The following is a 24,250-nucleotide window of genomic DNA, read 5'->3' as shown; positions in this document are numbered from 1 at the left end:
CCGCTTTTTTAGTTGTTGTTTTTAAATTATGTTTTTTTGAGCCCTTGTATTTTCTTTAAAAAAAGCAGGTTCTTCAGCCGCTTTGCCTTGCTTAAATTTAATTGTTGGTAGGCTTAGCTCGTAAACATATCTAGAATTTTAGAGCTTTGTTTTAACTGCATGGTTTCTATGAATAGCTTAAGGCTCTAAAGGGAGAGCTTCTTTTTAATAAGCATTTTTGATACAGTCTTGCTTTTTAATAAATAAGGGGAACAGACAAATGCCAATTCAGCCTAAAGCGCGTATTGTAGGAATGGGCTCTTTTTTACCTGAACGTATTTTAACTAATCAAGATTTGGAAGAGATGGTTGAAACGACAGACGACTGGATTGTTTCGCGTACAGGAATAAAAGAACGTCGCATTGCCGGCAATCATGAAACTCCTTCTTTAATGGGGTTTTATGCGGCCCAAAAAGCCTTACAGGAAAGTAGCGTGCCAGCTGCAGATATAGACATGGTGTTAGTGGCCACAATGACACCCGATTATATCACACCTAGTACAGCCGCTATTATTCAAGCCAAGCTAGGAGCGTCATCTGCTGCGGCCTTAGATATACAAGCCGCTTGCACAGGTTTTTTGTATGGATTGTCGATAGCTAAAGCTTACATTGAAGCAGGCATCTATCGCAATATTCTTTTAATTGCTTCAGAAAAGCTTTCTACTATCATCAATTACAAAGATAGAAATACATGCGTTCTGTTTGGTGATGGAGCTGCAGCCGCTGTGATCTCCAATCGAGGAAAAGGATTTTCTCTGGACGCATTTTGCTTAGGTTCAGATGGAGAAGTTGCCGAACTTTTGATGATTCCTGCCGGCGGCGCGCGCCAGCCTTCAAGCGTTGAAACTGTGACTCAAGGGTTGCACTTTCTGAAAATGGAAGGAAAGGAAGTTTTTAAGCATGCCGTACGAAGAATGGGGGCTGCAGCAAAAGAATGTTTAGTTAAAGCGGGCATAACGGAAGAAGAGATTGATTGGTTAGTACCCCATCAAGCTAATATACGGATTATAGAAGCATTAGCTAAAAGTTTTAATCTACCGAGTGAACGCGTTTATAAAACCTTGCATAAATATGGAAATACATCGGCCTCTAGCGTGGCCATAGCCTTGGAAGAGCTCCAGAGCGAAAACCAATTTTCAAACGGCGAAAAGCTACTATTGGTAGGTTTTGGAGCCGGGCTGACTTGGGCAGCTGCTGTTGTGACCCAAATAGATGATCTATCCTCTTCATTCGACTGATAAGCTATAAGGACGTAAAGACATGTCGCATTCTAAAAAAATTGCTTTTTTATTTCCTGGTCAAGGAGTTCAATATCTTGGGATGGGGAAAGATATTTATGAAAATTTCTCCATAGCTAGGCAAACTTTTCAAGAGGCCGATAAGGTCTTACATCGCCATTTATCTAAAATAATATTAGAAGGCCCTGAGGAAGAACTCCTTGAGACAAAAAATAGCCAAGTAGGCATTTATGTTGTCTCCATGGCACTCTTAAGAATTATTAAAGATTTATATCCTAACATACAGCCAGATGTGTGTGCCGGCTTAAGCTTAGGCGAATATTCAGCATTAGCAGCTGCTAAGAAACTAGATTTTGCCTCCTGCCTCTCTATTATTCAATATAGAGGCCATTATATGAATGAAGCCTGCGAGGCTCATCCAGGGGGTATGGCAGTTGTTTTAGGTCTTACAGCTCGCGAAGTAGAGGAAGCTGTGCAGGAAGTGAATTTGCCCCATGATTTATGGATTGCTAATTTTAATTGTCCCGGCCAGATAGTCATTTCGGGAACGCGCAAAGGAATTGATAGCGCCACATCAGCGCTTAAAGATAAAGGTGCCAAGCGTGTTTTGCCTTTAAATGTATATGGAGCTTTTCATAGCGGCCTTATGAAAACAGCTGAAGCACGTCTTGCTGAACATATCCATCATGCCTCTATCCAAGATAGCTCGATAGGTTTAATCATGAATGTGCCTGGTAAAAAGGTAGAAAATATTCTCGATATTAAAAATCATTTAATTAGGCAGGTGACCTCTCCTGTTCGCTGGGAGCAAAGCATTCGCCACCTGGGGGAAGAGGGAATCGAGCTATTTATTGAAATAGGTTGTGGAAAAACACTAGCAGGTTTTAATAAACGTATTCTTCCCCATATAAATACCATTTCTGTAGAAAAAATAACGGAACTTGATCAGCTTGCTAAAATATAGGAAAAAACTTTAGATGCATCATCTTTTAAACAATCAGGTAGCTATCGTTACAGGGGGAACTGCTGGCATTGGCAAAGCAATTGCTCGTGAATTTGCTCGTCAAGGAGCAACTGTGGCAATCTTCGGAACAAATGAGAAAAGAGGCCAAGAAGTCGTACAGGAAATAGGAGCAGAAAAGGCCTCTTTTTATCCCGTCAATGTAGCTAAAACCCTAGAGGTAGAGGCGGCTATAAAACTGGTGCAGCAAAATTATGGCAAAGTGGATATTTTGGTCAATAATGCGGGAATCACGCGCGATCAGTTGATGTTAAAAATGACTGAAGAAGATTGGGATACAGTCATGGAAGTTAACTTAAAATCCTGCTACAATACTTGCAAGGCTCTTACCCGTCACATGCTTAAAGCCCGCCAAGGGGTGATTATAAATATTAGCTCAGTGATCGGCCTAATTGGTAACAGTGGGCAAGCGAATTATGCGGCTTCAAAAGCTGCTATCATAGGCTTTACAAAAGCTCTTGCTAAAGAATTTGCCTCCCGTAATATTCGCATCAATTGCATTGCTCCTGGCTTTATTGACACGCAGATGACGAAAGATATGACAGAACAGCAGCAGCAAGCTATACTCTCTTCCATTCCTATGGAAAGGATGGGCGCTCCTGAAGATATTGCCAATGCAGCTGTTTTCTTAGCCAGCTCGATGGCCCAATATATAACTGGGCAAGTCTTGATAGTGGACGGAGGAATGGTGATGTAATCCTAATTACATCATTGAATGTAATTAGTAAAAATGATATCTTATTTTTTTTTAAGAAATCTATTAATTAAAAGGAATGTGTATGTCATCAACAGAACAGGAAGTCATCGACATCATTGTGGAACAGCTGGGTGTAGATAGAGATGATGTAACTCCTTCTAAAAAGCTTGTCGAAGATCTGAATGCAGATTCTCTGGATTTAACAGAGCTCAATATGACTTTTGAAGAGCGTTTAGGAAGAGAAATCCCTCAAGAGGAAGCTGAAAAGTTTAAAACCGTAGGTGATATTATCCAATATTTCGATCGTATCACTAAAGAATAGAAAATTTATATAGGGCTCTAGGCAAGCTAGAGCCCTAAATTTCAAAATGTTAGGGCAAGCTTTTATCTAATAGATAAATGCATCTAAAGCCTAAAATGTTTTGCTTTAGTTTAAAATTTTTTCCCTTCCTTTATCTTGCTGAAATATAAGTTAAAAAGCCACCTCCAACGGTAAACCTTTTGGCATTTTTATGCAGGAAGTGGCTTCGTTTCCTTATCTAATTTTTATTCAATTTTACACGTTAAGCTGTGCTATAAAAAGAAACAGCAAGTCATTCTTTTGCTTGGTGTCATTTTTGTGGAACAGTATCTTGTAAAAGAAAAAATTTAAATGGCTGGCAATGGCTAACGATTTTAGCGGTACAAGTAGGAAATCTGGAATAACTTAATTTAGAGTCGTTAACAGATACTGCTACCCTATAAAAAGCCCTGCCTGCATTTTAAAAATGTAATTTAAGCCTTCATTAACCCCTCTCTTTTATTCCAATGGATGTTTTTTAAGCATAGGATAACTAGAAAACTGCTTAAAAGCATATTCTACTGTTATTTCGTGTCCGCTATATGTCTAGGTAGTTTGGTATTCATAAAATTTGAATTTTTTATATGCTTAGTTTCTTCATGTCCTCTAGCTTAAAAGGGCCTATCGAGAATTTTAATAGGCTCTATATAGAAATCGTTCGATGTTTTTCTTTATGTCGAGCAATCTTAACCTATTTAAAAAATATATAGTAGGCTTCAAATAAACTAAGTCTACATACCCAGCACACTGAGAGCCTTCTCTCTACTTAACGAGAGGGGTTTTATAAAGTATGGGATTGCATAAGAAGCAGCTCAAAAGCGTATAATCTTATTTTTTATTAATTAGACTAAAACTCCTTCTCTGATTGTCTTCCGAAAATGCTGTATCCATTATATCACTTTTTATACAAGCTTCGTTACGAAAGATATAGCCACTTTTTTTTTGAGGCTTGAAAAATGATTTGCTTCTTTCAAGCTTAAAAGTCTGAGCTTCAGATTGAAAAATTGACAAAATAGATAGGAAAAGAGGCAAGTGTCACTGCTTGCTTGGAGAGCTAAAAAAATAAAGAAGTAGCTTTTAAGCAAGGTTTTTAGTATGAAAAGTAAAACATTATTTTTTTTATCTTGCTTTTAAGAGGATGGCTCTAAAAAGATAAAAAATCGCCCACAGCGTTACAAACCCACTGAAGTGCAACGACAGCTAAAAAAAGGATAAGCGAATGAATGTAGAGAGTTCACCTATTAGCTCTTATGGATTTCCTGAATTTAAGGAAATAGAAAAAAGAAAACAGCCTAGTGTGAAGCCACATCTTTATGTAGAAATTAGCTTAGAGATCTTCGAAAAACTAGGATGCCAAGACTTATACCAAGCAAGCCTAGTCTGTAAAGAATGGAAGCAGCTAACTGAACAAACTAGTTTATGGAAAATGTTTAATGTAGAAAAGCTTAATATTAAATTTCAGGAAGAGACGCAAGTTGATGATCAGAAAGTAGATTCTCTAATCCCTAAAGATGAATTAAAGGCCCTTTTAGAGAGCTTAGAACACGAGAAAATTTTATTAGAGGAAGAGATAAAGGATGTAAAAGATGCCTATAAACTATCTTTGCAAATTGCTGTACATGCTAAAGAATTTATCCAAGAAAGGTTATATATTGAAAAGCTAGGCGACGTCTATTCGAGTAAAGAAATACCTAAGATTCTTCTTCAAGCGGTAGGACTTTACAATTATGCTTTACATAATTCCACTGTAGGCGAGCAAGAAATTATTAAAGAAAAGCTATTAAAAGCCGAAATTCTGCTCAATAAGCTTTGCAAAGGAAAACCTGTAAATATTTCTATAGCCAAAAAGCAATTTGAGGCCAATCGCGAAGAGTTAAAAAAACTTAGGGAGGGAATAAAAGAGAAAATTGAAGATCTCGGTTCAGATCCTTCATCTGAGGAAGTAAGAATGCTTTACAAGGAAATTTCACTGGGTATGAAAGATTTCTTTAAGACTCTAGTAAATCAGGCGATTGATGCTTTAGGCCCGGCACCTTGTGAATATGCGATGATAGGCTTTGGTTCCCTAGCTAGAGAGGAAATGACTCCTTATTCCGATCTAGAATTTGGCATTCTTATCCAGGAAGATAGTAAAGATAATAAAAAGTACTTTAAGCGCCTTACGACTTTGATTCATTTGAAAGTAATCAATTTAGGAGAAACCCTTCTCCCTGCTTTAAATATTCCTTGCTTAAAAGCCATAAATTTTTTTGATGACATAACGCCACGTGGCCTTGCCTTCGATGGCGAAGGAGTAGAAGGAAAAGGATGTAAAACTCCCTTCGGCAATCGCCATACTTTTGAGCTTATACAAACTCCTGAAAAGATGGCTCAATATGTCGCTCAAGATGAAAATGGTAAATGGTGGCATCAGAAAGAGTCTCATCTTCCTATGGAGCTTTTAACCTTTACCCATTTGTTAGGTAATGAGGAGCTAACTGAGCAATATAGACAATGTATCCAGCAAGCCCTTGAAATTCCCTATCAAGCAGGCTTTGCTCTTCGCCAATATTTAGCCAAATATCATTTGGTTCGAGAAGATAGGATAACTTTCAATCCAAGCCTGCAGGATCCAGACAAGCAAGGACTGCTTTTTAAAGTTAAAAATGATTTATATCGTTTTCCTCACCTAGCTTTGGACCGCTTAGCTCTTCTTAAAGAAGTAGCCGCTTCCGATACGTTTACTAGGATCACTCAATTAAAAGATAGAGGTATTTTAACAGATAATGCAGCTGAAAAGTTAAGTGAATGGATGAGCATAGCTTTATTCATGCGCCTTAAAACTTATTCTCATTACAAAGCTCAAAAGGAAATGATGAATCCTCTGCTTAAGCCCTTTGGATTTGAGGATCCAAAACTTGTTGAAAAGCAGTTTGCTTTAGATTCGGTAGCTTTGAAAAAGATAAAGAAAATTTACTGCGTCTTTATTCCTTTTTATCAAGCTGTTAAGGAATTTTTAGCAGGAAATGAAGATGCCCTTAAATCATTGGATGTGAAAAATATTTCTACAAAGACTCAAGGGGACATAGCCTTGAGGCTTTTTCAGCAGAAAAAGCCAAAAAAGTTTTACAAATTAGCACTGGCAAAAAATCCAGAAGACGCTGACATATTAGCTGTTCTTGGATATATTTATAAAGATCAGGGAAAATTAGATAAAGCAGCTAAGAAAGTTGAAGAAGCGCTTAAAATCCGTTCCAAGTTTCTTTGCAAAAATTATTCCCTAGAGAAAGTTTATAATAAGAACTTTGCAGCACTTTATCAAGAACAAGCAAAGCTAGGAAATGCAGCCGAACCTAGCAGGAAAGCTCGCTTTATTAAATCTAAGATTTTTTTGGAAAATTACTCTAACATAGCTACTTATTACAATAACTTAGCAACAATTTATCAAGCTCATGGAAAATTAGGCAAGGCGGCTGCAATTGGCGAGAAAGCGCTCAAGGCTGACCTTCAATTTTGGGGTAAAAATCATCCCCATGTAGCAAGAACTTACAATAATTTGGGAACAATTTATCAAGAGCGAGGAAGGTTAGGCCAGGCGGCTGAATATGTTGAAAAAGCCCTTACCATTAATACTAAGCTTTTTGGTGGAAATCATCCTACTATAGCAAGGGATTACAACAATCTAGGGCAAATCTACCAAGAGCAAGGAAATTTGAAAAAAGCTGCTGAACATATCAACAAAGCGCTCAACATTAACCAGGAAATTTTCGGTGAATATCATCCCAGAATTGCAACCGGTTGGAATAACTTAGCAGGAGTCTATCAAGAACAGGGAAATTTAGACAAGGCTGCTGAGTTTATCCAGAAGGCGTTTGCAATTGACCTTAAGGTTTTTGGTGAAAGTCATCCTACTATAGCAAGAGATTATAATAACTTAGCAGGAGTCTATCAAGGGCAGGGAAAATTAGACAAGGCCGCTGAGCAAATCAACACAGCGCTCGACATCAATCTTAAGCTTTTTGGTGAAAATCATGCTAGTGTAGCAGACTGTTACACTAATTTAGGAGTAATCTATCAAGAACAAGGAAACTTAGAAAAGGCTGTTGATTGCTTTAAAAAAGCACTCGCAATTGACCATAAACTTTTTGGTGAAAATCATCCTAGCATAGCTATAGATTACAACAATTTGTCCCAAAGCTATGAAGAACCGAGCCAGTTACAACAGGCATTAGAGTATGGCAAAAAAGCTCTAGCGATTGATCTTAAGCTTTTTGGTGAAAATCATCCTACGGTTGTAAGAGATTACAATAGCTTAGGAATAATTTACCTTAATGACGGCAATTTAGATGAAGCATTTAAACACATTAGCAAAGCTTGCACCATTAACTTCGGCCTTTTCAGTGAAATTCATCCCACGATGGCAATAAATTATAATAATCTAGGACAAATCTACCAAAAACAAGGCAATTTAAAGCAGGCAGCTGAGTATACTGAGAAAGCACTTGCCATAAACCTTAAGCTTTTGGGGGAAGATCATTCTATTGTGGCAATAAATTATAATAATCTAGGGCAAATCTACCAAAAACAAGGCAATTTAAAGCAGGCAGCTGAGTATGCTGAGAAAGCACTGAACATTGCTTTGAAGCTTTGGGGTGAACATCATCCCCATCTAGCAATTTATTATAATACCAGGGGGATGATTTATAAAAGACAAGATCTTTTAGAAAAGGCAGTTGAAGACGTTAAAAGAGCAGTGACTCTTGGCTCAAAGATTGGCGGTGAAAATTGTCGTCATATGGCACGGTTTTATGATAATTTAAGCCAAATTTATCACGATCAAGGAAATGTAGAGCAAGCAGCTGAGTGTACTCATAAAGCTCGTGCCATCAATCTTAAGCTTGTAGATAAAAATCAATTTGCGAAGGCAGCAATGTAAGAAGAATTTATTAGGAGTAAGAAAAATTTATGATAACAAATCATCATGAAAGCTACACCTAAGAAACTAAAAAGAGCATGTTTTCAAGTTTGCTTTTTATCTTTTGCGAGTAAAGATGCAAGCGGGAGATTAGTAGAATTATAAGTAACTCTTTATACGTGTTAAAATGTATATAATCCTAAAAGGCTGGTAAACCCATGAATCTAGAGAGTGCATTTGTTAACTCTTATGTATTTACTGAATTTAAAGAAATAGAAAAAAGAAAGCTGGCTTATCTAAAACTAGGCTCTTATGCAGAGATTAGCTTAGAGATCTTTGAAAAACTAGGATGCCAAGACTTATACCAAGCAAGCTTAGTCTGCAAAGAATGGAAGCTATTGGTTAAACAAACCAGCTTATGGAAAAAGTGCCATTCTGGAAGTGTTAGATTTGACTCTCAAGAAGAAAAACAGCTCGATAATAATAAGAAAAATTCTTTAGGCCTTTCTTCTTGCCCATGGACTCAATCTTGCATAGCTAGGTTATTGTGGCAAGACTCTACCACCGTTATTAGTGATTCACTGCTGGCAAAAGTAAATGTTGTAGCTGCGTATCTACATAAAGAAGGCTATGAACTAAAAGGTGTCCCTGGTGACGGCGACTGCTTTTTTAGTTCTTTTTTAGGAAGCTATAAAGGACTTTCTAGAAAGATACCTTTGCTAGACGACCAAAAAGATAAGATTTCTTATTTAAGGCAAGTACTCGCAAGCACCGTTAAACGCACGGACAGTAAAAGAGCGGAAGAAATAATAGGAAAAGGAGCTTGGGTAAGCGGCTTGGGTGAAGGAGAGTTATTAGCATCGGCTTTATCTATTCCTGTAAGGCTAGTAACGGTTAATGAAGAAGGATTTCTTTGCGGTATTCATGATAGGTTAATTTTTTCACAAGCAGGTTTAGCTGGAGGTGATAGATCCCAGGAATGGGAAACTATTCCTCAAGAGGAAAGACCTCAAGAATACATCCTTATCGCAGATTTAGGCGGACATTTTATCTATGCTCAAAAGCCTTTAAAGCAAGATAAATCTTTTCTTTCAAAGTCGAAAACCTCTTCTGATATTCTTTTTTCTAATTCTCTATCGATGAATGCATTGAAAAACACTCTAGAGATAGGGGAGAGCCAGGAGCTTTTATCAGACGAAGGGATAAAAGAATTAGAGCAAGCCTATACATTAGCTTTACAAACTGCTCTGCAAAAGAAAGATGTTAACCAAGAAAGCTTTTTCATAGAAAAACTGGGCGATGTTTATGTGGGCAAAGGAACTTCTGAGGCACTCTTACAAGCGGCAGGACTTTATAATTATGCTTTGCGAAGGCATTTCCTATCTCACTCCTTAGAAGGGGAACAGAAAGCTCTTAAAAAAAAGCTATCAAAAGTTCAAGATCTGCTTGTTAAAGAGTGTAAAGGCAGAAATGCAGGCTTAGTTACAATAGAAAACCAATTTGAAAGTAACCGTAAGACATTAAAAGAATTTAGAAAGGAAATAGAGGAGAAAATCAAAGTTCTAGGACCGAATCCCTCATCTGAGGAATTAAGAAAGCTTTACACAGAAATTGCACACTGGATAAAAGCTTTTTTTAAGACTTTAGTAAATCAAGCCCAAAAGATTTTAGAGCTTCCCCCTTGTGAATACTCTATGATAGGCTTTGGCTCTCTAGCTAGGGAAGAGATGACACCTTACTCAGATTTAGAGTTTGGCATTCTTATCCAAGAAGACACTTTTGTGAACAGAGATTATTTCAGACGTCTAACAACTCTTCTTCACTTAAAAGTGATTAACCTAGGCGAGACAATCCTACCTGCTTTAAATATTTCCTCCATAAAAGCCTGCATAAAAGAGGTTGATTTTTTCGATAGTGTTACGCCAAGGGGTTTTGCATTTGATGGGGAAGGTGCAGAAGGAAAAGGGTGTAAAACCCCCTTTGGTAATCATCAGACTTTTGAGCTTATCCAAACTCCTGAAAAGATGGCTCAATATATCGCTCAAGATGAAAATGGTAAATGGTGGCATCAGAAAGAGCCTCATCTTCCTATGGAACTTTTGACTTTTACACATTTGCTAGGCAATGAGGAGCTAACTAGACAATATACTGAAAACATTCAAGAAAAGCTTAATACTCCTTATCAAAAAGGTCTTAATCTTCGCCAGCATTTGGCCAAGGAACACCTGGTTCAATCAGATATGGCAACTTTTGAACCGGGCATAGGTTATTTAGGAAATGAGGGCATGCTTTTTAAAGTTAAAAATGATCTTTATCGCTTTCCTCATCTAGCCTTAGATAGGCTAGCTCTTCTTAAAGGTTTAAATGCATCGGATACATTCACTAGGATTGATCAACTAAATGAGCTAAGGATTATAACGAATAGAGCTGCTATAAAATTAAAAGAGTGGATGAGTATAGCGTTATTTATGCGCCTTAAAACCTACTTCCATTATCAAGCACAACGAGAGATGATGAATCCTCTGCTTAAATCTTTTGGGTTTGATGAACCCGGCATTATTCAAAAGCAATTTGCTTTAGATCAAAGATCTTTAGAAAATATAAAGCACATTTATCATATCTTTATTCCCTTTTATAAAGCTATGCAAGGCTTTTTTGCAGGCGATGAAGATAGCCTTAACTCTTCAATTTTATATGATGAATCTCCTAAGACTCAAGGCCATATAGCTATGAGACTTTTTCAATATGAAGAAGCAAAAGAATGGTACATTAAAGCTTTAATAAATAATTCAGAAGATTCAGGACCACTAATTGCTCTTGGAGGTATCTATCTAAGGTTAGGAAAATTGAAGCAGGCGATCAACTGTGCTATGCGAGCTCTTAAATTAGACCGTAAGCTTTTTGGTAAAAATAATCCTCAAGTTGCAATAGATTATACTCTCCTAGGAATGATTTACGAGGAAATAGAATTAGATAAAGCAGTGAAGTATATTAAGAAAGCTATCAAAATTGATTACAAATTCTATGGAAAAGCTCATCCTATGGTGGCTTCTCGTTACAACTCGTTAGGCCAAATTTATCAGAAAAAAATGAATTTAGAGGAAGCGGTTAATAATACTAAGAAAGCTATCAAAATTGATCTCAAGTTTTATGATGAAACACATCCAATTGTAAAATCTCTTTACAACAATTTAGGGTTAATCTATTCCGCTCAAGGAAATTTTGAGGGGGCTATTAAAGTTATCAATAATGTACTAGAGATAGACCGCACTCGTGGGTCTGAAAATTATCTAGACGTTCCTACCCGTTATAACAATCTGGCAATGATTTATCAAACAAAAGGAAACTTGGAACAGGCAGATAAGAATACCAGACGCGCGCGAGACATTAATGTTCAGCTTTTTGGTGAACATCATCCTGCAGTTGCACAATCTTATAGCTATTTAGGAGAGATTTCTAGAAAAAATAAAAATTTAAATAAAGCCGTTAAGTATATCAATAAAGCGCTTGAAATTAACCTTAAGTATTTTGGCGAAAGTCATCCTCAGATAGCAGAGTGTTACAATGATCTGGCAAAAATTTACAAAAAAATAGACTTAAAAGAAGCTGTTAAATATGCCAAGAAAGCCCTCGAGATGGCCCAAGGAATTTATGGTGAAAATCATCCAAAGGTAGCCACATTTTGTAACGATTTAGGATATATATACCTACGAAAAAAAGATTTAGAAAAAGCCATTCAACATATGAAAAAAGCCCTTAATATCGATATTCGATTTTTTGGAAAAAACCATCCATATGTGTGCAGGGGCTACAATAGCTTGGGAAGTGTTTGCGTTGAAAAGGGTAATTTAGAGGAGGCCAAAGAATATGCCAATAAAGCGCTTGAAATTTGTTGTGGAATTACAGGAAAAAGCCATCAAACGATGATAATAACGTATTACAATCTGGGTGTTATTTACAAAAAAGTTAATAATTTAGAAATGGCGATAGAGTGTGTTGATAAAGCACTCAAAATTTCAGAAGAGATTTTAGGTAAAAATAATTTATATATGGTACGTTTTTACCAAACGTTAGGGAGCATCCACGAAACTAAAGGAGACTCAGATAAAGCTGTTGAGTATAGTATGAAAGCGATTGACATTGGCCGTGAGCATTTTGGTGAAAATCATTCAGAAGTAGCAATATGCTACAGCAGCTTAGGAGACATCTACCTGAAACAAGGCAAATTAGAGGAGGCAGCGCAGTTGCACACCAAAGCCCTTAGTATTGACCGCAAAGTTTTTGGGGAAAATCATCCCAATGTGGCTAGTGACTATTACAACCGAGGAAAAATTTATCAACAACAAGGCTCTTTGAAACAAGCTATTGAGTATATTGAAAAAGCCCTCTCTATTGACCTTAAGTTTTTTGGTGAAAATCATTCAGAAGTAGCAATATGCTACAGCAGCTTAGGAGGCATCTACCTGAAACAAGGCAAATTAGAAGGGGCGGCTGAATGCTTTAAGAAAGCTCTTGCCATTAATCTTAAAGTTTTTGGTGAAAATCATCCCCAAGTGGCAACTGATTATAACAACCTAGGACAAATTTACCATGAGCAAGGAAATTTAGAAAAAGCGGCTAAGTATTATAAAATAACCCTGTCTATCGATCCTACAGTTTTGAACGAAAAACATCGTATCGTAGCAATAGATTATATCAAAAGGGGAACAATCTACTATAACCAAGGAAATTTGAACCAGGCAGCAAAATGTTTCAAAAAAGCTCTTGCCATTGATCTTAAGATTTTTGGTGAGGATCATATCAATGTGGCCGGATATCACTATATGTTAGGAATGATTTGCCAGAAACAAGGGAATCTACTACATGCAGCTCAGCACGTCAGCAAAAAGCTTGCCATTGATCTTAAATTTTTTGGTGAAAATCATCCAGCCTTGGCAGCTTGCTACAATACTCTGGGATTAATTTACCAAAAACAAGGTAATCTAAAGAACGCAGCTGAATGTATTGATAAAGCTCTTGCCATTGGCGTCAACTTCTTTGATGAAAATCATCCCGCCGTAGCAAATTGTTACAATAACCTGGGATTAATTTACCAAGCACAAGGCAATCCGAAGAAGGCAGCTGAATGTACTGATAAAGCTCGAGCTATTAACCGTAAGCTTTCTAGTGAAAGTTCTTCTACTGAGACACTAGATGATTGCAATTTAAATACCTCTAATGAAAATACGGAAATCTAAAGCAGGAAAGCATGGGCACGTCTTAAGAGATAAAAAGCTAGCGAATTCATCATAAGGAAAATGTTTATTATAAAAACTAAAGCTCTGTCTAACATTTACACTGGTAGATATAAAAGGAAATGAATAAGAGAGCGGCGAAGGCTTCAACTTTAGCCGCCCAATTGAAGAGAAGTACGACTAGAGTAGCAGCTAGCACAGCAAGGATTGTCCAAATGCCAAAGCAGCTACTCGTCCGAAAAGGCACCCATTGATAGCTAACTTACCCTTGCCTGGCTGATCGAATCGTTAAGAAACTTTTGACAAACCTTTCTGCTTACAAATCCTTGCTGCCACACTCAATAGTAATTTTCGCTGTCCATTTAGATACCAGATAGATGCTGATTAAGCTGACCGCAAAGGCAGGAATTTCTGCAGGAACGCTATGTCCTAATAATTGCTTGCCATAAGCCTCCCAGGTGCCTGCAATCATTCCTCCAGTAAGTATGCCTGCTACCGCACCATATTTATTTACTGATTGAGAGTAAAGAGACATGAGCATTAAAGGACCAAAGGAGCATCCTAAGCCCGCCCAAGCATACCTTACCGCTTCTAAAACGGTTGTACTTTTGTTATAGGCTAAAATTAATGAGGATAGAGCGGTAAAGACTAAACCTAGGCGTGAAATTAAAAGTAGTTTTTGGGGAGAGGCTTCTTTTCTAAAAATACCTTTGTAAAAATCCTCGCTGATGATGGAAGCACAGACTAAAAGTTGGGAATCCATGGTGGACATGTTGGCAGCAAGGATAGCACATAAGATAAAGCCGGTGACAAGGGGATGAAAGAGGAGGGGGACCATATCAATAAAGACCAGTTGAGGATCACGGAGCTGACCATCAAAAAAAGGCAGACCTATAAGTCCTACGGCTGTTGCTCCTAGCAAGGTAAGAATTAACCAAGACATCCCTACATATTTGGATTTATGCATCTCTTCCACATTTTTAATCCCCATGAATTTAGTCACAATATGAGGTTGCCCAAAATAACCTAATCCCCAGGTGGCCATAAATATAGCCTCGAGAATGGAAGAGGAGGAGAGATCTTTAAAGAAAAATAGGGAGGCGTTTTGGTTTTTAGCCGCTTCTATAATAGATTGCCATCCATGCGTTAAGTGCATGAAAGCATAAGCCGGAACAAAGATAATCATGGCCATAAGAAAAAGAGATTGGAACAGATCTGTCCAAGCTACGGTAACAAATCCGCCTATCAAGGTATAAATGACGACGACAAGCATGGCAACAGATAACCCTACATAGTAGTTAATGCCAAAAACAGATTCAAAGAGAAGTCCCATGGCTATTAATCCCGCTGCTATATAGGAAGCGAGGAAAAAAAGAGCGATGGCAGCTGTTAAAAGTCTTATCATGCCTGAAGTATCATTAAAACGGCGTTCGAAAAAGGTAGAGAGAGTATGAGCATTATATTTTTCGGTAGCTCTTCTTAAACGTGCAGCAATAAATTGCCAATTAACAAACATTCCCCCAATTAATCCCCATGCAATCCAGATCTTAGGTAAGCCACTACTAAAGATGGCAGCCGGAAATGCCATAAAAAGCCAGGCGCTCATATCGCTGGCGTGGGCAGAAAGAGCTGTTAGCCAAAAGTTGAGTGAGCGATTGCCTATAATAAAATCGGCGGCGGATGTCTGCTTTTTATGGAAATATAGCCCCATGCAAAGTAGCATAAAAAAGTAGGCGAAAAAGGATATCACTAGAAAATAATGCATGCGTTCTACTGTAGGTTTTAAAATAATCGATTCAGCTTTTAATATAGGCAAAAAAGCAAACGTTAAGCCTTTATCATAAAGAGGGCTTCTTTAAGATAAGAGAAGAAAAAAGGAGGTCTTTGAAGGTAATTTTTCTTTTTGCCTATTTGAAAGGAAGGCATTATAAAAAAAGAAGTAGCATTAGTCAATAAGAGATCTAGCTTTTAAGAAGCACTTCTTAAAATGTTTGAAAAAAACTGTTAAGTTGTTAGAGGCTTATTTTCTGGTATTTCATCTTTATTTCAAAATGTTATCAAGGGGCGTGCTTTTTGAGCCTAGCACTAAGGCGGTGGGGGGAAGATTGGTAGAAAATAGGGTTATTTCATTTAAATAAGCCGTGTAATCTTCCATCGACTCATCAATTTTCGGTGCACGCATGCTTATAAAAACGATACCTGCGTTTTTAGAAAATTCTTCTACTAAGGGATAAAAGCAAGCTCTACTTTCATCGGAAACTAAAATTTCCACATCTAAAGGAAGTCTTTTGCTTACACCAATTTGCTTAAACTTTTCCACTTCTTGCTTACGAAGAGTTTCATTATCCACAATTCCTTTTAAGCAAATCCTTGTTTTTTTCCATAGAGGGCTTGTTTGCAACATATAGGAGAGAATCAACATGAGCTCAGAATTTTCTATATTCTTTTCATCCCACCAGATGTGAATATCTCCCGCTAATTTTCTATCTTGTAAAGGGAGTAAATCTTTCGATCTATTTTCATTCAAGATTACCACATTGAAATACTTTAGATAAGCTTCCTTCATGACTTGAGCAAATTCTTGCGCCTCGTTGTCGGCAACTCCTCCAAAGACAAGCGTATTAGGTTGAAGGGGGCCTAGGCCATAGCTTTTGATCATTTGTGTCATACCTGCCGTTATTTTAGGCGTATGCATGATATGAACAAGGGCTTGAATGTTTTGCTTTTGAAGATCTTCTGCAATCGTTCTTTTTAATTCTTGTTTTTCTTTTTCATTATCAAGCTCTTGAGGAACAAAAGAGGCCATTGTCAAAAAGCCTTTACTCTGGCTAATGGCTTGGGTGAACTCAAGTAAGTTGTTAGAATAGCCTTCTGTATTCTTTGAAAAAACAAGAAAATGAGGCCGCCAAGATTTAGCTACGCTTTTGCTGTAGGCTAATCGATAAATGGCAAAGCGTGAAAAGAATACAAGGATGCCATAGCGCATATCATCCCAGGCCCCACTTAAAGCGCGGCGCTTGGCGATTAAATAAAATAAGATGATGAGCGCTACTGCCATAATAGCAGCTCCGGCATCAATCATTAGCATCGTTAAGACACACAGGAGCGCTCCCAGCATAGATATACTCCAGTGGATGCGAAAGCGAGGGCGCCAGCTTGGATTGGCCATTAAAGTTTCAAAGCCTGCGGAAAAGTTTAAAACGCCATAGCAGATCAGGCAGATCATGGCAAGAAGCGGAGCGAGTACGTTAACACTTCCAAAATAGACGCCACAAAAGGAAATACAAAAAGTGGTTAAGGTGGCTATACGAGGTTGCTTATCTTTTCCAAAAGTGCGTGCAAATATTTGAGGAACTACTCCATCTTCTGCTAGTGCTTGTAGCATTCTTGGAGCCCCTAAAAGGCCTCCTAGAGCACTTGATATAGTCGCTCCCCATATGCCTAAAATAATTAGAGAAGGAATCCTTGCTATATTCTGCATGATCAAGGGATCAGCAGATAATAGCTCGAGGGATACATTTTTAACTAAAAAGACAGGAATAAGCATATAGATAACGTAAGCCACAAGCAAAGCACTTAAAGTACCTAAGGGCAGAGAACGTTCAGGCTTGCGTAGATCTCCCGATAAAGAAACTGTGGCTTCTACGCCTGTCATAGCTGGAAAAAAGATAGCAAAAATAGTCCAAAAGCCTAGGGATGTGGCAGGCTCAGGAGTAAAACTTTCGGGACTGGGAGAAATAAATTCACCACCTCCCATGAAGAGAGAGATTAAAGAAGCTATCAGGCTCACAAAAATGAAGACTTGGATTTTGAGTGCTCCACTTAATGAAAAATAGGCTAAAGCGGTAAGGACGATAAGCGTTGCTATGCTAATAGAGACTATCGACCATTGAGGGATTAAATCATGTAACGACTCTGCAAATCCAATCACACAAAAAGCAATCGATAGCGATTGCTTTACATAGAGAGGAAGTCCAATGGCAGCTCCTATCTCTATTCCTAGCGAACGAGAGAGTATATAATAAACACCACCTTTTCCTATTTCAATATTAGTGGCTATCGAGGTCATAGAAAGGGTGGTTACAAGAGCGATAAAGGCTGCTGACGTTACAATCATTAGAGTGGTAGACAGCCCTACTTGACCTACAATCCAACCGAGCCTTAAGAAAATAATGACCCCAAAAAGCATGAGTATACTAGGAACGAACACTCCAATAAAAGTACCAAAGCCTTTTTCTTTTTCTTCAACCTTTTCTCGGGAGAATAGAGTATCGCGAACAGTAGATAAGAAAGTCATTATTGTTCCATTTTAGTGGTGGATTCTTAAATAAATGTAAATTTGATTATCACTATCTAAGGCAGCGATCGCTGGACTTTTAATAGGTTTTTGAGATTACAGGTCGGCTCAGACTCTCTGATTAAATAGTAATGTTGATTTTATGTCAATTTGATATTTATTAATTTATTTAAATTTTTCTTTTTTTCACTAGAAAAGCCTTTGTAATTCCTCTTTAATTAAAGGTGTTGAGTTTTTCTGTTATTATTTTGTTAGTTAAATGATAGTTTAATTAATAATTTATTAATAATTGGGGGTTATAATTTAATTATAGAGAGAAGAGCTTGGTTTTTACTCAAGGGAATAAGAAGAATTTATATGAGCATGATTAGTCCATCATCGAGCTATTTCGCAGAAGTTCGAAGAATATCTTTTGCCGAGCAAAAATTGGAGAAGGCCTCACGGCAAATTGGCAACCGCAGAAAAAACAACATACTTGTTCATTCTGAATGGGTTAAAGCTGTTAAACATCCTAGTTGGGGGGTAAGAATCGCGCTTATAAAAAAAGTATCTACCCCTCACCAAGCTCCAAGTGAAAACTTTATTCAATCTATTAAAACTCACCTAGAAAGGGTTAAAAATAAGATTACTCAATCTACAAAGATAAAACAGAAAAACATCGCAAGGTTTTTTTACTCGCCCTCCGCCACTTTGCCAGCGCCAAAATTAAAGCCTATAGCTTCTGCTAAAAGCCCTTTAACAGCTATTAGGGAAGAGCTTGAGCAATTGGATAACCTTAAAAAAGAACTCTTAAGCTTAAATCTTGGTGGGCAAAATCTTAAATTGGTAGGAGAGGCTTCTAAAAAGATTGATAAGTTAAAGCTTTCGTATGCCCAATGTAAGCAATTTGAGTCGCAAGAAATTGAGGCTAAGAACAGCAAAGCAAACAAAAAGCTAGAGGAGATTTATTTAAAAATTTTTCGACAACGTAATGAGCTTATCTTCTTAATGAAACCTTTAAAAATCTCCACTTGGGCCATAAAATATTTTGATGGAGAAATTAATGAATATAAAGAGGTAGGGCTAGGTAAAGCCAAACGTGTATGGATCGCCAATTCTTTAGATCCATCTCCCCACGCTTTTTTCACGCCTGTGGGAAGTGAAAGAGGTTTTTCGCTTAAAGGCTATTTTAAGAAAGCTGAGATAGCTGAAGAAATTAAAATTGCCAAGAATATAAGTAATAGCCTTTTTAAGGCTACTCTACGCCCACTAGTGGTTCAAAGCTTTGCTTCGGGGGACGCTGCTAAAATTGTGGAAGGCGTACTAAAAAAATATACTAATTTGGCGGCATTTGCCGAGGCTTTATCCAATCCACCGGAGGTAAAAAAATTCTTTATAGAACAGATGAAAATGTCGCAGGAGCAAGCAACTATCTTGCTAGACAAATTATCAATTGAGCAATGGGGTAATGTAGGAGCTAATCTTGCGGTTGAAATGGAAGAAGTAGGGAATTCTAAACGTATTAACGGCGCTTATACGGTAAAAACCCTTAAAGCTACGCGGGATGTAGAAAAGGAAATTAGCAGAGCTAGAGATTCTTTGGATCAGATAATAGAAACGCCTACCCCTGAGCAGTTTCAGAATGACTTTAAAAACAGAGCTCTACTAGCTAAAGGATTTTTGAGAGGAGTAAAAGACCTACATGCGGCAGGTTACGTGCATGGCGATCTAAAGCCGGAGAATATTTTAGTCTATACTCAGTCCTACGAGGAGGGGGTAGTTAAAAAAGTAAAACTCTCCGATTTTGGTAAAACCCAAAAGATAAAAGATAACGAAGAAAAAATTCATACGGGTAATCAGCGTTTTGCTGCGGTAGAAGGAAAAATAAGCAAAAAAGCTGAGGTCTATAGCTCTGCCTTAGTTTTAATACGCATGCTTGAAGAAGGGCTTTTGCAAAGTGATTTAATGATCTATCCACCCACTACAAGAAAACCTTCCGATAATTCCTCTTTAAATTTGCGAGGTATTGAAAAATTTCTTGTTGAAAATGCTGCCTGTCCTCAAGTCAAAGCGGTAGGTTTAAAAGCCAAAGTAAAGCTTTTAGGGCGCCTGCTTGTAAAGCCTTCAAAGAGTGTATCTGCTGCAGCCCAACATGAGGTTCATGGCTATATCGATGCTCTGCTTGCAAAGATGAAAGAAAAAGAGCTGGCGGATGAGAAAAAGCTTACTGCTCTTGGAGATCTTCTGAAAAGTATGACCCTTACTAGCACTCAAGATCGTCTTACAATGGAACAGGTTTTCACACGATATGAAAACCTTGAGATCTAAGTTTATCCATGACCTCAAAAGGAGAGTAAAATGTCATCTATTAATGAAGGTAGTAAAATAGAGCTTTCAGATAAAATTAATGAGCTAGCTAGCTTAGAATCTATTTCTCTACCGCGCGGCGGAACCGAAATTGAATCTGCTCTTAAATTATTTGAACAGGCGGCTAAAACTAGTCAATCTGCTCCTCTAAATTTAAAAGCTATGGTTACGATTTTAAGTAAAGAAATACTTAGCTATGGTAAGCAAGCAAAAGATATAGGAGTAGTTACCGGAGGGAGCTCAGCATGGAATGCCTATCAACTTATCAAGCTTTTAATGGAAATTAAAAAAAACAACTATTTTGAAAATAAGCAACTGGTTAGTTTGGCACCCGCTAATGCAGCTAGCCAAGAATTGAAAGATGATATCGACGACCAACTGTTGAAGGCCTACTTGAAAGCGGGGGTGCTTTCTCTTAGAATCTTAAAAGCCAGCACTCTTTTAATCTCTCACCCTTTAATAAAGAATAGTGCTCAAAGCGCTATGGACGCAGGAACACATGTGCTTTCTATCTATAGTGAAGCAAATATTGAAAAACCTATATTACGTCGTAATCCTTCAATTTCAACATGGAAAGATACCGCGGATAAAACTTTAAAGATTTCTTTATCGTGTATTAGCTTGGTAGGCAGCTTATATGCAATTGCCGCTTCTTGTGAATGGGTAGAAGATCAGGATCCTACTTACGAGCTAATTAAAAAAGCTTCATTGATGAGTGTAGCTACATCGATTGTTTATTCTGTATGTCAACAAGTAGGATTGATGGCTAAAAGAGACTAATACTTTTGGATAATAAAATGGATAAATAAAAAGGAATGCCTTGTTTTATGAAGAAATTACTTTCATAGATGCCTGCTCCCATCGTTAATTATCCTTAAAGAATAAAAAAATTATTCCAATAATCCTTTGATATCATTTAAAAAAGAAAGGGTAGAAGGAAAATCAAGGGATTTACCTTCAAACTCTAAAGAAGGACTAAGAGCCAAATAAGCAACAATAACCAAGGCACCTGCAGCGCCAACAAATTTAGCCACTTTCAGTGCGGTGCTTTTACTTTCTGGATTTAAATTAATTAAAGAAAATTTTGAGTATTGTATCTGAGAGGCTTGCTCTCTTTCCGGTATATCAAATTCTTGAATCTGGCTAATAAAACCCATAAGGGCTCCTTTCTTAGGTATGCTTTACAAGAAACAAATAAATTAACTTTATAATATTTATATCCTAAATTAATCGCTGATTATTTGGCAATCAGGCATTACTATTTTTCTTTTGTCTCTAATACTTTTTTTTCTTGATCTTCAAACAAAAAGTAAGCGACTAGGAATAAAACTTAGAAGGTAGATTTTTTCTTTATCCTTTATTTTTTATCCAGTATGATTTTTGTCTATTCATCAATTATTCCCAGGATTATCCCTATGAAAAAAGCGAAATTAGTGATCATTGGATCAGGACCAGCGGGTTATACAGCAGCTATCTATGCAGCACGTGCTAATTTAGAACCTGTACTTTATGAGGGTTTTTTTTCTGGGCCTTCTGGGGGTCAGCTAATGACCACCACAGAGGTAGAAAATTTTCCTGGTTTTCCAGAGGGAATAACCGGACCTGCACTGATGGAGGCCTTTCGTAAGCAAGCCTTGCGTTTCGGTACACATATTTTAAGGGACGACGTGGAATCTGTGGATTTTAGTAAGGCACCTTTAATTATTAATGGAAAGGAGCATGCTTACTATGCAGATGCGGTTATCTTAGCTACAGGAGCAACAGCTAATCGTTTAGACATTCCAGGGACAAGAGATGGAGAATTTTGGCAAAAAGGGGTGACAGCCTGCGCTGTCTGTGATGGAGCTATGCCCATCTTTCGAGATAAAAAACTTTATGTGATTGGAGGGGGGGACTCCGCTGTCGAAGAAGCTACCTTCTTAACAAAGTTTGCAAGTAAAGTTTATCTCGTTCACCGACGTGATAAACTTAGAGCCTCCAAAATCATGCAAGAACGGGCTTTAAATCATTCAAAAATTGAAATTCTATGGGATAGTGAAATTGTAGAAGTCACTGGAGAAAATGTAGTGCAAAACGTCAGGCTTAAAAATCTAAAAACTCTTGAGTTTACGACTCAGGAAGCAGGCGGAGTTTTTTTTGCTGTAGGTCACACACCTAATACAAAATTTTTGCAAGGACAAATTGAATTGCATGATAATGGATATATTGCAGTTAAGCCTGGAACTACCCAAACAAGTCATGAGCTTGTTTTTGCGGCAGGCGATGCGCAAGATCATGTTTACAGGCAAGCCATTACAGCTGCCGGGACCGGCTGCATGGCAGCTATCGAAGCTGAGCGGGAACTTTCTGCGAGGGGCTTGGGCGCTTAATGAAAAATTGCCTCGCTTATTTATTGCTTGTCTTGCCTAGCCTCCTGCCAGGAGTTGAGTTTAAGCCCTGGTATCCTAATCCTTTACAAGTCCATGGAGAGTTTGCCTATCATTTTCAATCCTACGCTTCTGTGGATGCTCTTAAAGGAAGCGGACATTATTCTTCCAAGGATCAATTGATTAACGCTAGCCTACTAGTGGCCTATGATCCTTATTGCCTTCAGCTAGAAACTGCGTTTGCTGATACAAAAAAACGTTCTTTTAACTGCACTCATATCGCATTAACTGCCCGTTATCTTTTCCTGGATGATAACCTTGGTGATCCTGTTAGCCTATCCATGGGATTGAGCGTTAGGAGAGCTTGGAAAAAAGCAGTAAATGATATGAGTCTCTTTTACCATGGAAGAAATGAGGCTTTTTTACATGCTGCTATAGGTAAGCAAAATATTGAAGGTTTTGCTTGGTATTCTAGATGGTGGGGGACTTTAGGAATAGGAACTGCCGATGGCTGGACGCCTTGGGTGGTAGCCAATGCCGCCTACGAATGGAATCGATCCTATCTTCATCGAGTATGCGTGTATATTAATAGCTTGTGGGGTTTAGGCAAGCAGAAATTAGCAGTCGAGAGCTTTGGTGGGTATGGCCATATCGATCATCGTTCCATTGATCTAGGTATACGCTATTGTTATGAATTTGCTTACAATGGCTTGTTGAGCATTGACTATGCACGTCGAGTATACGCACAAAATTTTCCTAAGGATGTTAATTTGTTGACGGTTTCCTATATTTATCCTTTTGGGCCTAGAGGGACCGTCTATGTTTTAAAAGCTTATTCGTTGCTTACAGATAAAGCTCTTTCTTTCTAAGCTTTTAGCTTGCTAACCTGAGTTCCCTAGTTGTGCTTTATGTCAACTTTTTTCTTTTTTATGGAGAATCAAAACTTTTAGCAGAATAAGCCCTCTCTGCTTCGGATGCTAGTGGAAAATTATCTATATTCTCAATATCAACTCAGCATATCGATTTATGACTTTAGTACATTAGGTGATAAGGGAACAGACTTTTTCAGCTAAAGGCAAAAACGCTCCCTTATTTCATCTGGAATGCTTTGCAGCGGATTCTCATTCACCTGAAGCTTCTTTAAAGCAGTTAGCTCCTTCATTTCTATAGGAAGAGAGGTGATTTGGTTGTTATTCAAGTCAAGATCTTGTAGTTTTGATAATTGCCCTATCTCTGCAGGAAGGGCGGTAAGCTGGTTGTTGTTTAAGCCAAGCTTTTGCAAATGCAATAGCTGCCCTATCTCTGCCGGAAGGGCGGTGAGCTGGTTGCGGTCTAATTCAAGCAATTGCAGCTGCGATAGCAGCCATATCTCCACAGGAAGGAAGGTAAGTTGGTTGTTGCTTAAGCCAAACAATTGTAGCTGATATAGCTGTCCTATCTCAGCCGGAAGTAAGATAAGTTTGTTGTTGTTTAAGTTAAGCTCTTTCAACTGAAATAGCTGCCCTATCTCGGTAGGAAGAGTGGTGAGCTGGTTGTTACTTAAGTAAAGCTCTTGTAGTTGCAATAGCTGCCCTATCTCGGTAGGAAGAGTGGCGAGCCGGTTGTTACATAAGTAAAGCTCTTGTAGTTGCAATAGCTGCCATATCTCTACCGGAAGAGAGGTAAGCTGGTTGCTGTCTAAGTAAATTTTATTGAGCTGGGATAAATGCCCTATCTCTGCAGGAAGAGTGTTAAGCTGGTTGTTGCTTAAGCCAAGCTCTTGTAGCTGTGATAGCTGCT

The 24,250-nt window shown here is 38.0% G+C and carries 15 protein-coding genes; 11 read left to right on the top strand and 4 right to left on the bottom strand.

What is annotated here, in order from left to right; translation table 11 throughout:
• The first annotated feature begins 259 nt into the window (after window positions 1-259).
• The 7 genes from NEOC95_RS05945 to NEOC95_RS09530 all read left to right on the top strand — a co-directional run bounded on the left by NEOC95_RS05945 (window position 260) and on the right by NEOC95_RS09530 (window position 13,716).
• Window positions 260-1,276, top strand: coding sequence for a beta-ketoacyl-ACP synthase III (locus NEOC95_RS05945; protein WP_213152146.1), 1,017 nt, complete (start codon window positions 260-262; stop codon window positions 1,274-1,276).
• A 22-nt stretch (window positions 1,277-1,298) separates the two neighbouring features.
• Entirely contained in the window at window positions 1,299-2,240 is a 942-nt protein-coding gene (gene fabD, locus NEOC95_RS05940) for an ACP S-malonyltransferase (RefSeq protein WP_213152145.1), read from the top strand.
• Between the two features lie 13 nt (window positions 2,241-2,253).
• Window positions 2,254-2,994, top strand: coding sequence for a 3-oxoacyl-ACP reductase FabG (gene fabG / locus NEOC95_RS05935; RefSeq protein ID WP_213152144.1), 741 nt, complete (start codon window positions 2,254-2,256; stop codon window positions 2,992-2,994).
• Window positions 2,995-3,070: 76 nt separating this feature from the next.
• Complete coding sequence (acpP, locus tag NEOC95_RS05930; RefSeq protein ID WP_039385299.1) at window positions 3,071-3,316, top strand: acyl carrier protein; 246 nt, start codon at window positions 3,071-3,073, stop codon at window positions 3,314-3,316.
• 1,237 nt (window positions 3,317-4,553) lie between these two features.
• A complete protein-coding gene (locus NEOC95_RS05925; RefSeq protein ID WP_213152143.1) occupies window positions 4,554-8,249 on the top strand; it encodes a tetratricopeptide repeat protein in 3,696 nt (1,231 codons plus the stop codon).
• A 197-nt stretch (window positions 8,250-8,446) separates the two neighbouring features.
• Window positions 8,447-13,465 carry a tetratricopeptide repeat protein gene (locus tag NEOC95_RS05920; RefSeq protein WP_213152142.1) on the top strand — a complete coding sequence of 1,673 codons (5,019 nt, stop codon included), beginning with the start codon at window positions 8,447-8,449 and terminating at the stop codon, window positions 13,463-13,465.
• 119 nt (window positions 13,466-13,584) lie between these two features.
• Window positions 13,585-13,716: a hypothetical protein gene (locus NEOC95_RS09530; RefSeq protein WP_283248252.1), complete on the top strand. Its 132-nt coding sequence runs from the start codon at window positions 13,585-13,587 to the stop codon at window positions 13,714-13,716.
• 62 nt (window positions 13,717-13,778) lie between these two features.
• On the opposite strand, the gene NEOC95_RS05915 is transcribed toward NEOC95_RS09530, so the two are convergent.
• Window positions 13,779-15,278 carry a sodium/proline symporter gene (locus NEOC95_RS05915; protein WP_249270188.1) on the bottom strand — a complete coding sequence of 500 codons (1,500 nt, stop codon included), beginning with the start codon at window positions 15,276-15,278 and terminating at the stop codon, window positions 13,779-13,781.
• Between the two features lie 225 nt (window positions 15,279-15,503).
• A complete protein-coding gene (locus NEOC95_RS05910) occupies window positions 15,504-17,759 on the bottom strand; it encodes an amino acid permease (protein ID WP_213152141.1) in 2,256 nt (751 codons plus the stop codon).
• 357 nt (window positions 17,760-18,116) lie between these two features.
• Between NEOC95_RS05910 and NEOC95_RS05905 the strand changes: the two genes are divergently transcribed.
• Entirely contained in the window at window positions 18,117-20,066 is a 1,950-nt protein-coding gene (locus NEOC95_RS05905) for a protein kinase domain-containing protein (protein WP_213152140.1), read from the top strand.
• Between the two features lie 30 nt (window positions 20,067-20,096).
• Window positions 20,097-20,885: a hypothetical protein gene (locus NEOC95_RS05900; RefSeq protein WP_213152139.1), complete on the top strand. Its 789-nt coding sequence runs from the start codon at window positions 20,097-20,099 to the stop codon at window positions 20,883-20,885.
• A 110-nt stretch (window positions 20,886-20,995) separates the two neighbouring features.
• Here the strand turns inward: NEOC95_RS05900 and NEOC95_RS05895 are convergent, their stop codons facing one another.
• Window positions 20,996-21,262 (bottom strand): hypothetical protein, encoded by a 267-nt coding sequence (locus tag NEOC95_RS05895; RefSeq protein ID WP_213152138.1) that lies wholly within the window; start codon window positions 21,260-21,262, stop codon window positions 20,996-20,998.
• A 258-nt stretch (window positions 21,263-21,520) separates the two neighbouring features.
• On the opposite strand from NEOC95_RS05895, the gene trxB reads away from it, so the two are divergent.
• The gene (gene trxB, locus NEOC95_RS05890; RefSeq protein ID WP_213152137.1) at window positions 21,521-22,474 is read left to right on the top strand and encodes a thioredoxin-disulfide reductase; all 954 of its coding nucleotides are present in this window, start codon (window positions 21,521-21,523) and stop codon (window positions 22,472-22,474) included.
• A complete protein-coding gene (locus NEOC95_RS05885; RefSeq protein ID WP_213152136.1) occupies window positions 22,474-23,340 on the top strand; it encodes a hypothetical protein in 867 nt (288 codons plus the stop codon). The genes trxB and NEOC95_RS05885 overlap by 1 nt, the downstream gene beginning before the upstream one ends.
• Window positions 23,341-23,540: 200 nt before the next feature.
• Here the strand turns inward: NEOC95_RS05885 and NEOC95_RS05880 are convergent.
• Window positions 23,541-24,250 (bottom strand): leucine-rich repeat domain-containing protein (locus tag NEOC95_RS05880; protein WP_213152135.1); only part of this gene is annotated, 710 nt, incomplete at its 5' end.

Source organism: Neochlamydia sp. AcF95 (genome assembly GCF_018342455.1).
In the GTDB taxonomy this organism is placed as follows: domain Bacteria; phylum Chlamydiota; class Chlamydiia; order Chlamydiales; family Parachlamydiaceae; genus Neochlamydia.
Note: the sequence above shows the minus strand (reverse complement) of the source record. Positions and strands in the feature narration are given on the sequence as shown.

Excerpts from the sequence above, each read along its gene's own strand:
- NEOC95_RS05905 (WP_213152140.1), top strand. The coding sequence starts at position 18,117 with ATGAGCATGATTAGTCCATCATCGAGCTATTTCGCAGAAGTTCGAAGA.
- acpP (WP_039385299.1), top strand. The coding sequence starts at position 3,071 with ATGTGTATGTCATCAACAGAACAGGAAGTCATCGACATCATTGTGGAA.
- NEOC95_RS05945 (WP_213152146.1), top strand. The coding sequence starts at position 260 with ATGCCAATTCAGCCTAAAGCGCGTATTGTAGGAATGGGCTCTTTTTTA.
- fabG (WP_213152144.1), top strand. The coding sequence starts at position 2,254 with ATGCATCATCTTTTAAACAATCAGGTAGCTATCGTTACAGGGGGAACT.
- NEOC95_RS05920 (WP_213152142.1), top strand. The coding sequence starts at position 8,447 with ATGAATCTAGAGAGTGCATTTGTTAACTCTTATGTATTTACTGAATTT.
- NEOC95_RS05910 (WP_213152141.1), bottom strand. The coding sequence starts at position 17,759 with ATGACTTTCTTATCTACTGTTCGCGATACTCTATTCTCCCGAGAAAAG.
- NEOC95_RS05895 (WP_213152138.1), bottom strand. The coding sequence starts at position 21,262 with ATGGGTTTTATTAGCCAGATTCAAGAATTTGATATACCGGAAAGAGAG.
- NEOC95_RS05925 (WP_213152143.1), top strand. The coding sequence starts at position 4,554 with ATGAATGTAGAGAGTTCACCTATTAGCTCTTATGGATTTCCTGAATTT.
- fabD (WP_213152145.1), top strand. The coding sequence starts at position 1,299 with ATGTCGCATTCTAAAAAAATTGCTTTTTTATTTCCTGGTCAAGGAGTT.
- NEOC95_RS09530 (WP_283248252.1), top strand. The coding sequence starts at position 13,585 with ATGAATAAGAGAGCGGCGAAGGCTTCAACTTTAGCCGCCCAATTGAAG.
- NEOC95_RS05885 (WP_213152136.1), top strand. The coding sequence starts at position 22,474 with ATGAAAAATTGCCTCGCTTATTTATTGCTTGTCTTGCCTAGCCTCCTG.
- NEOC95_RS05900 (WP_213152139.1), top strand. The coding sequence starts at position 20,097 with ATGTCATCTATTAATGAAGGTAGTAAAATAGAGCTTTCAGATAAAATT.
- trxB (WP_213152137.1), top strand. The coding sequence starts at position 21,521 with ATGAAAAAAGCGAAATTAGTGATCATTGGATCAGGACCAGCGGGTTAT.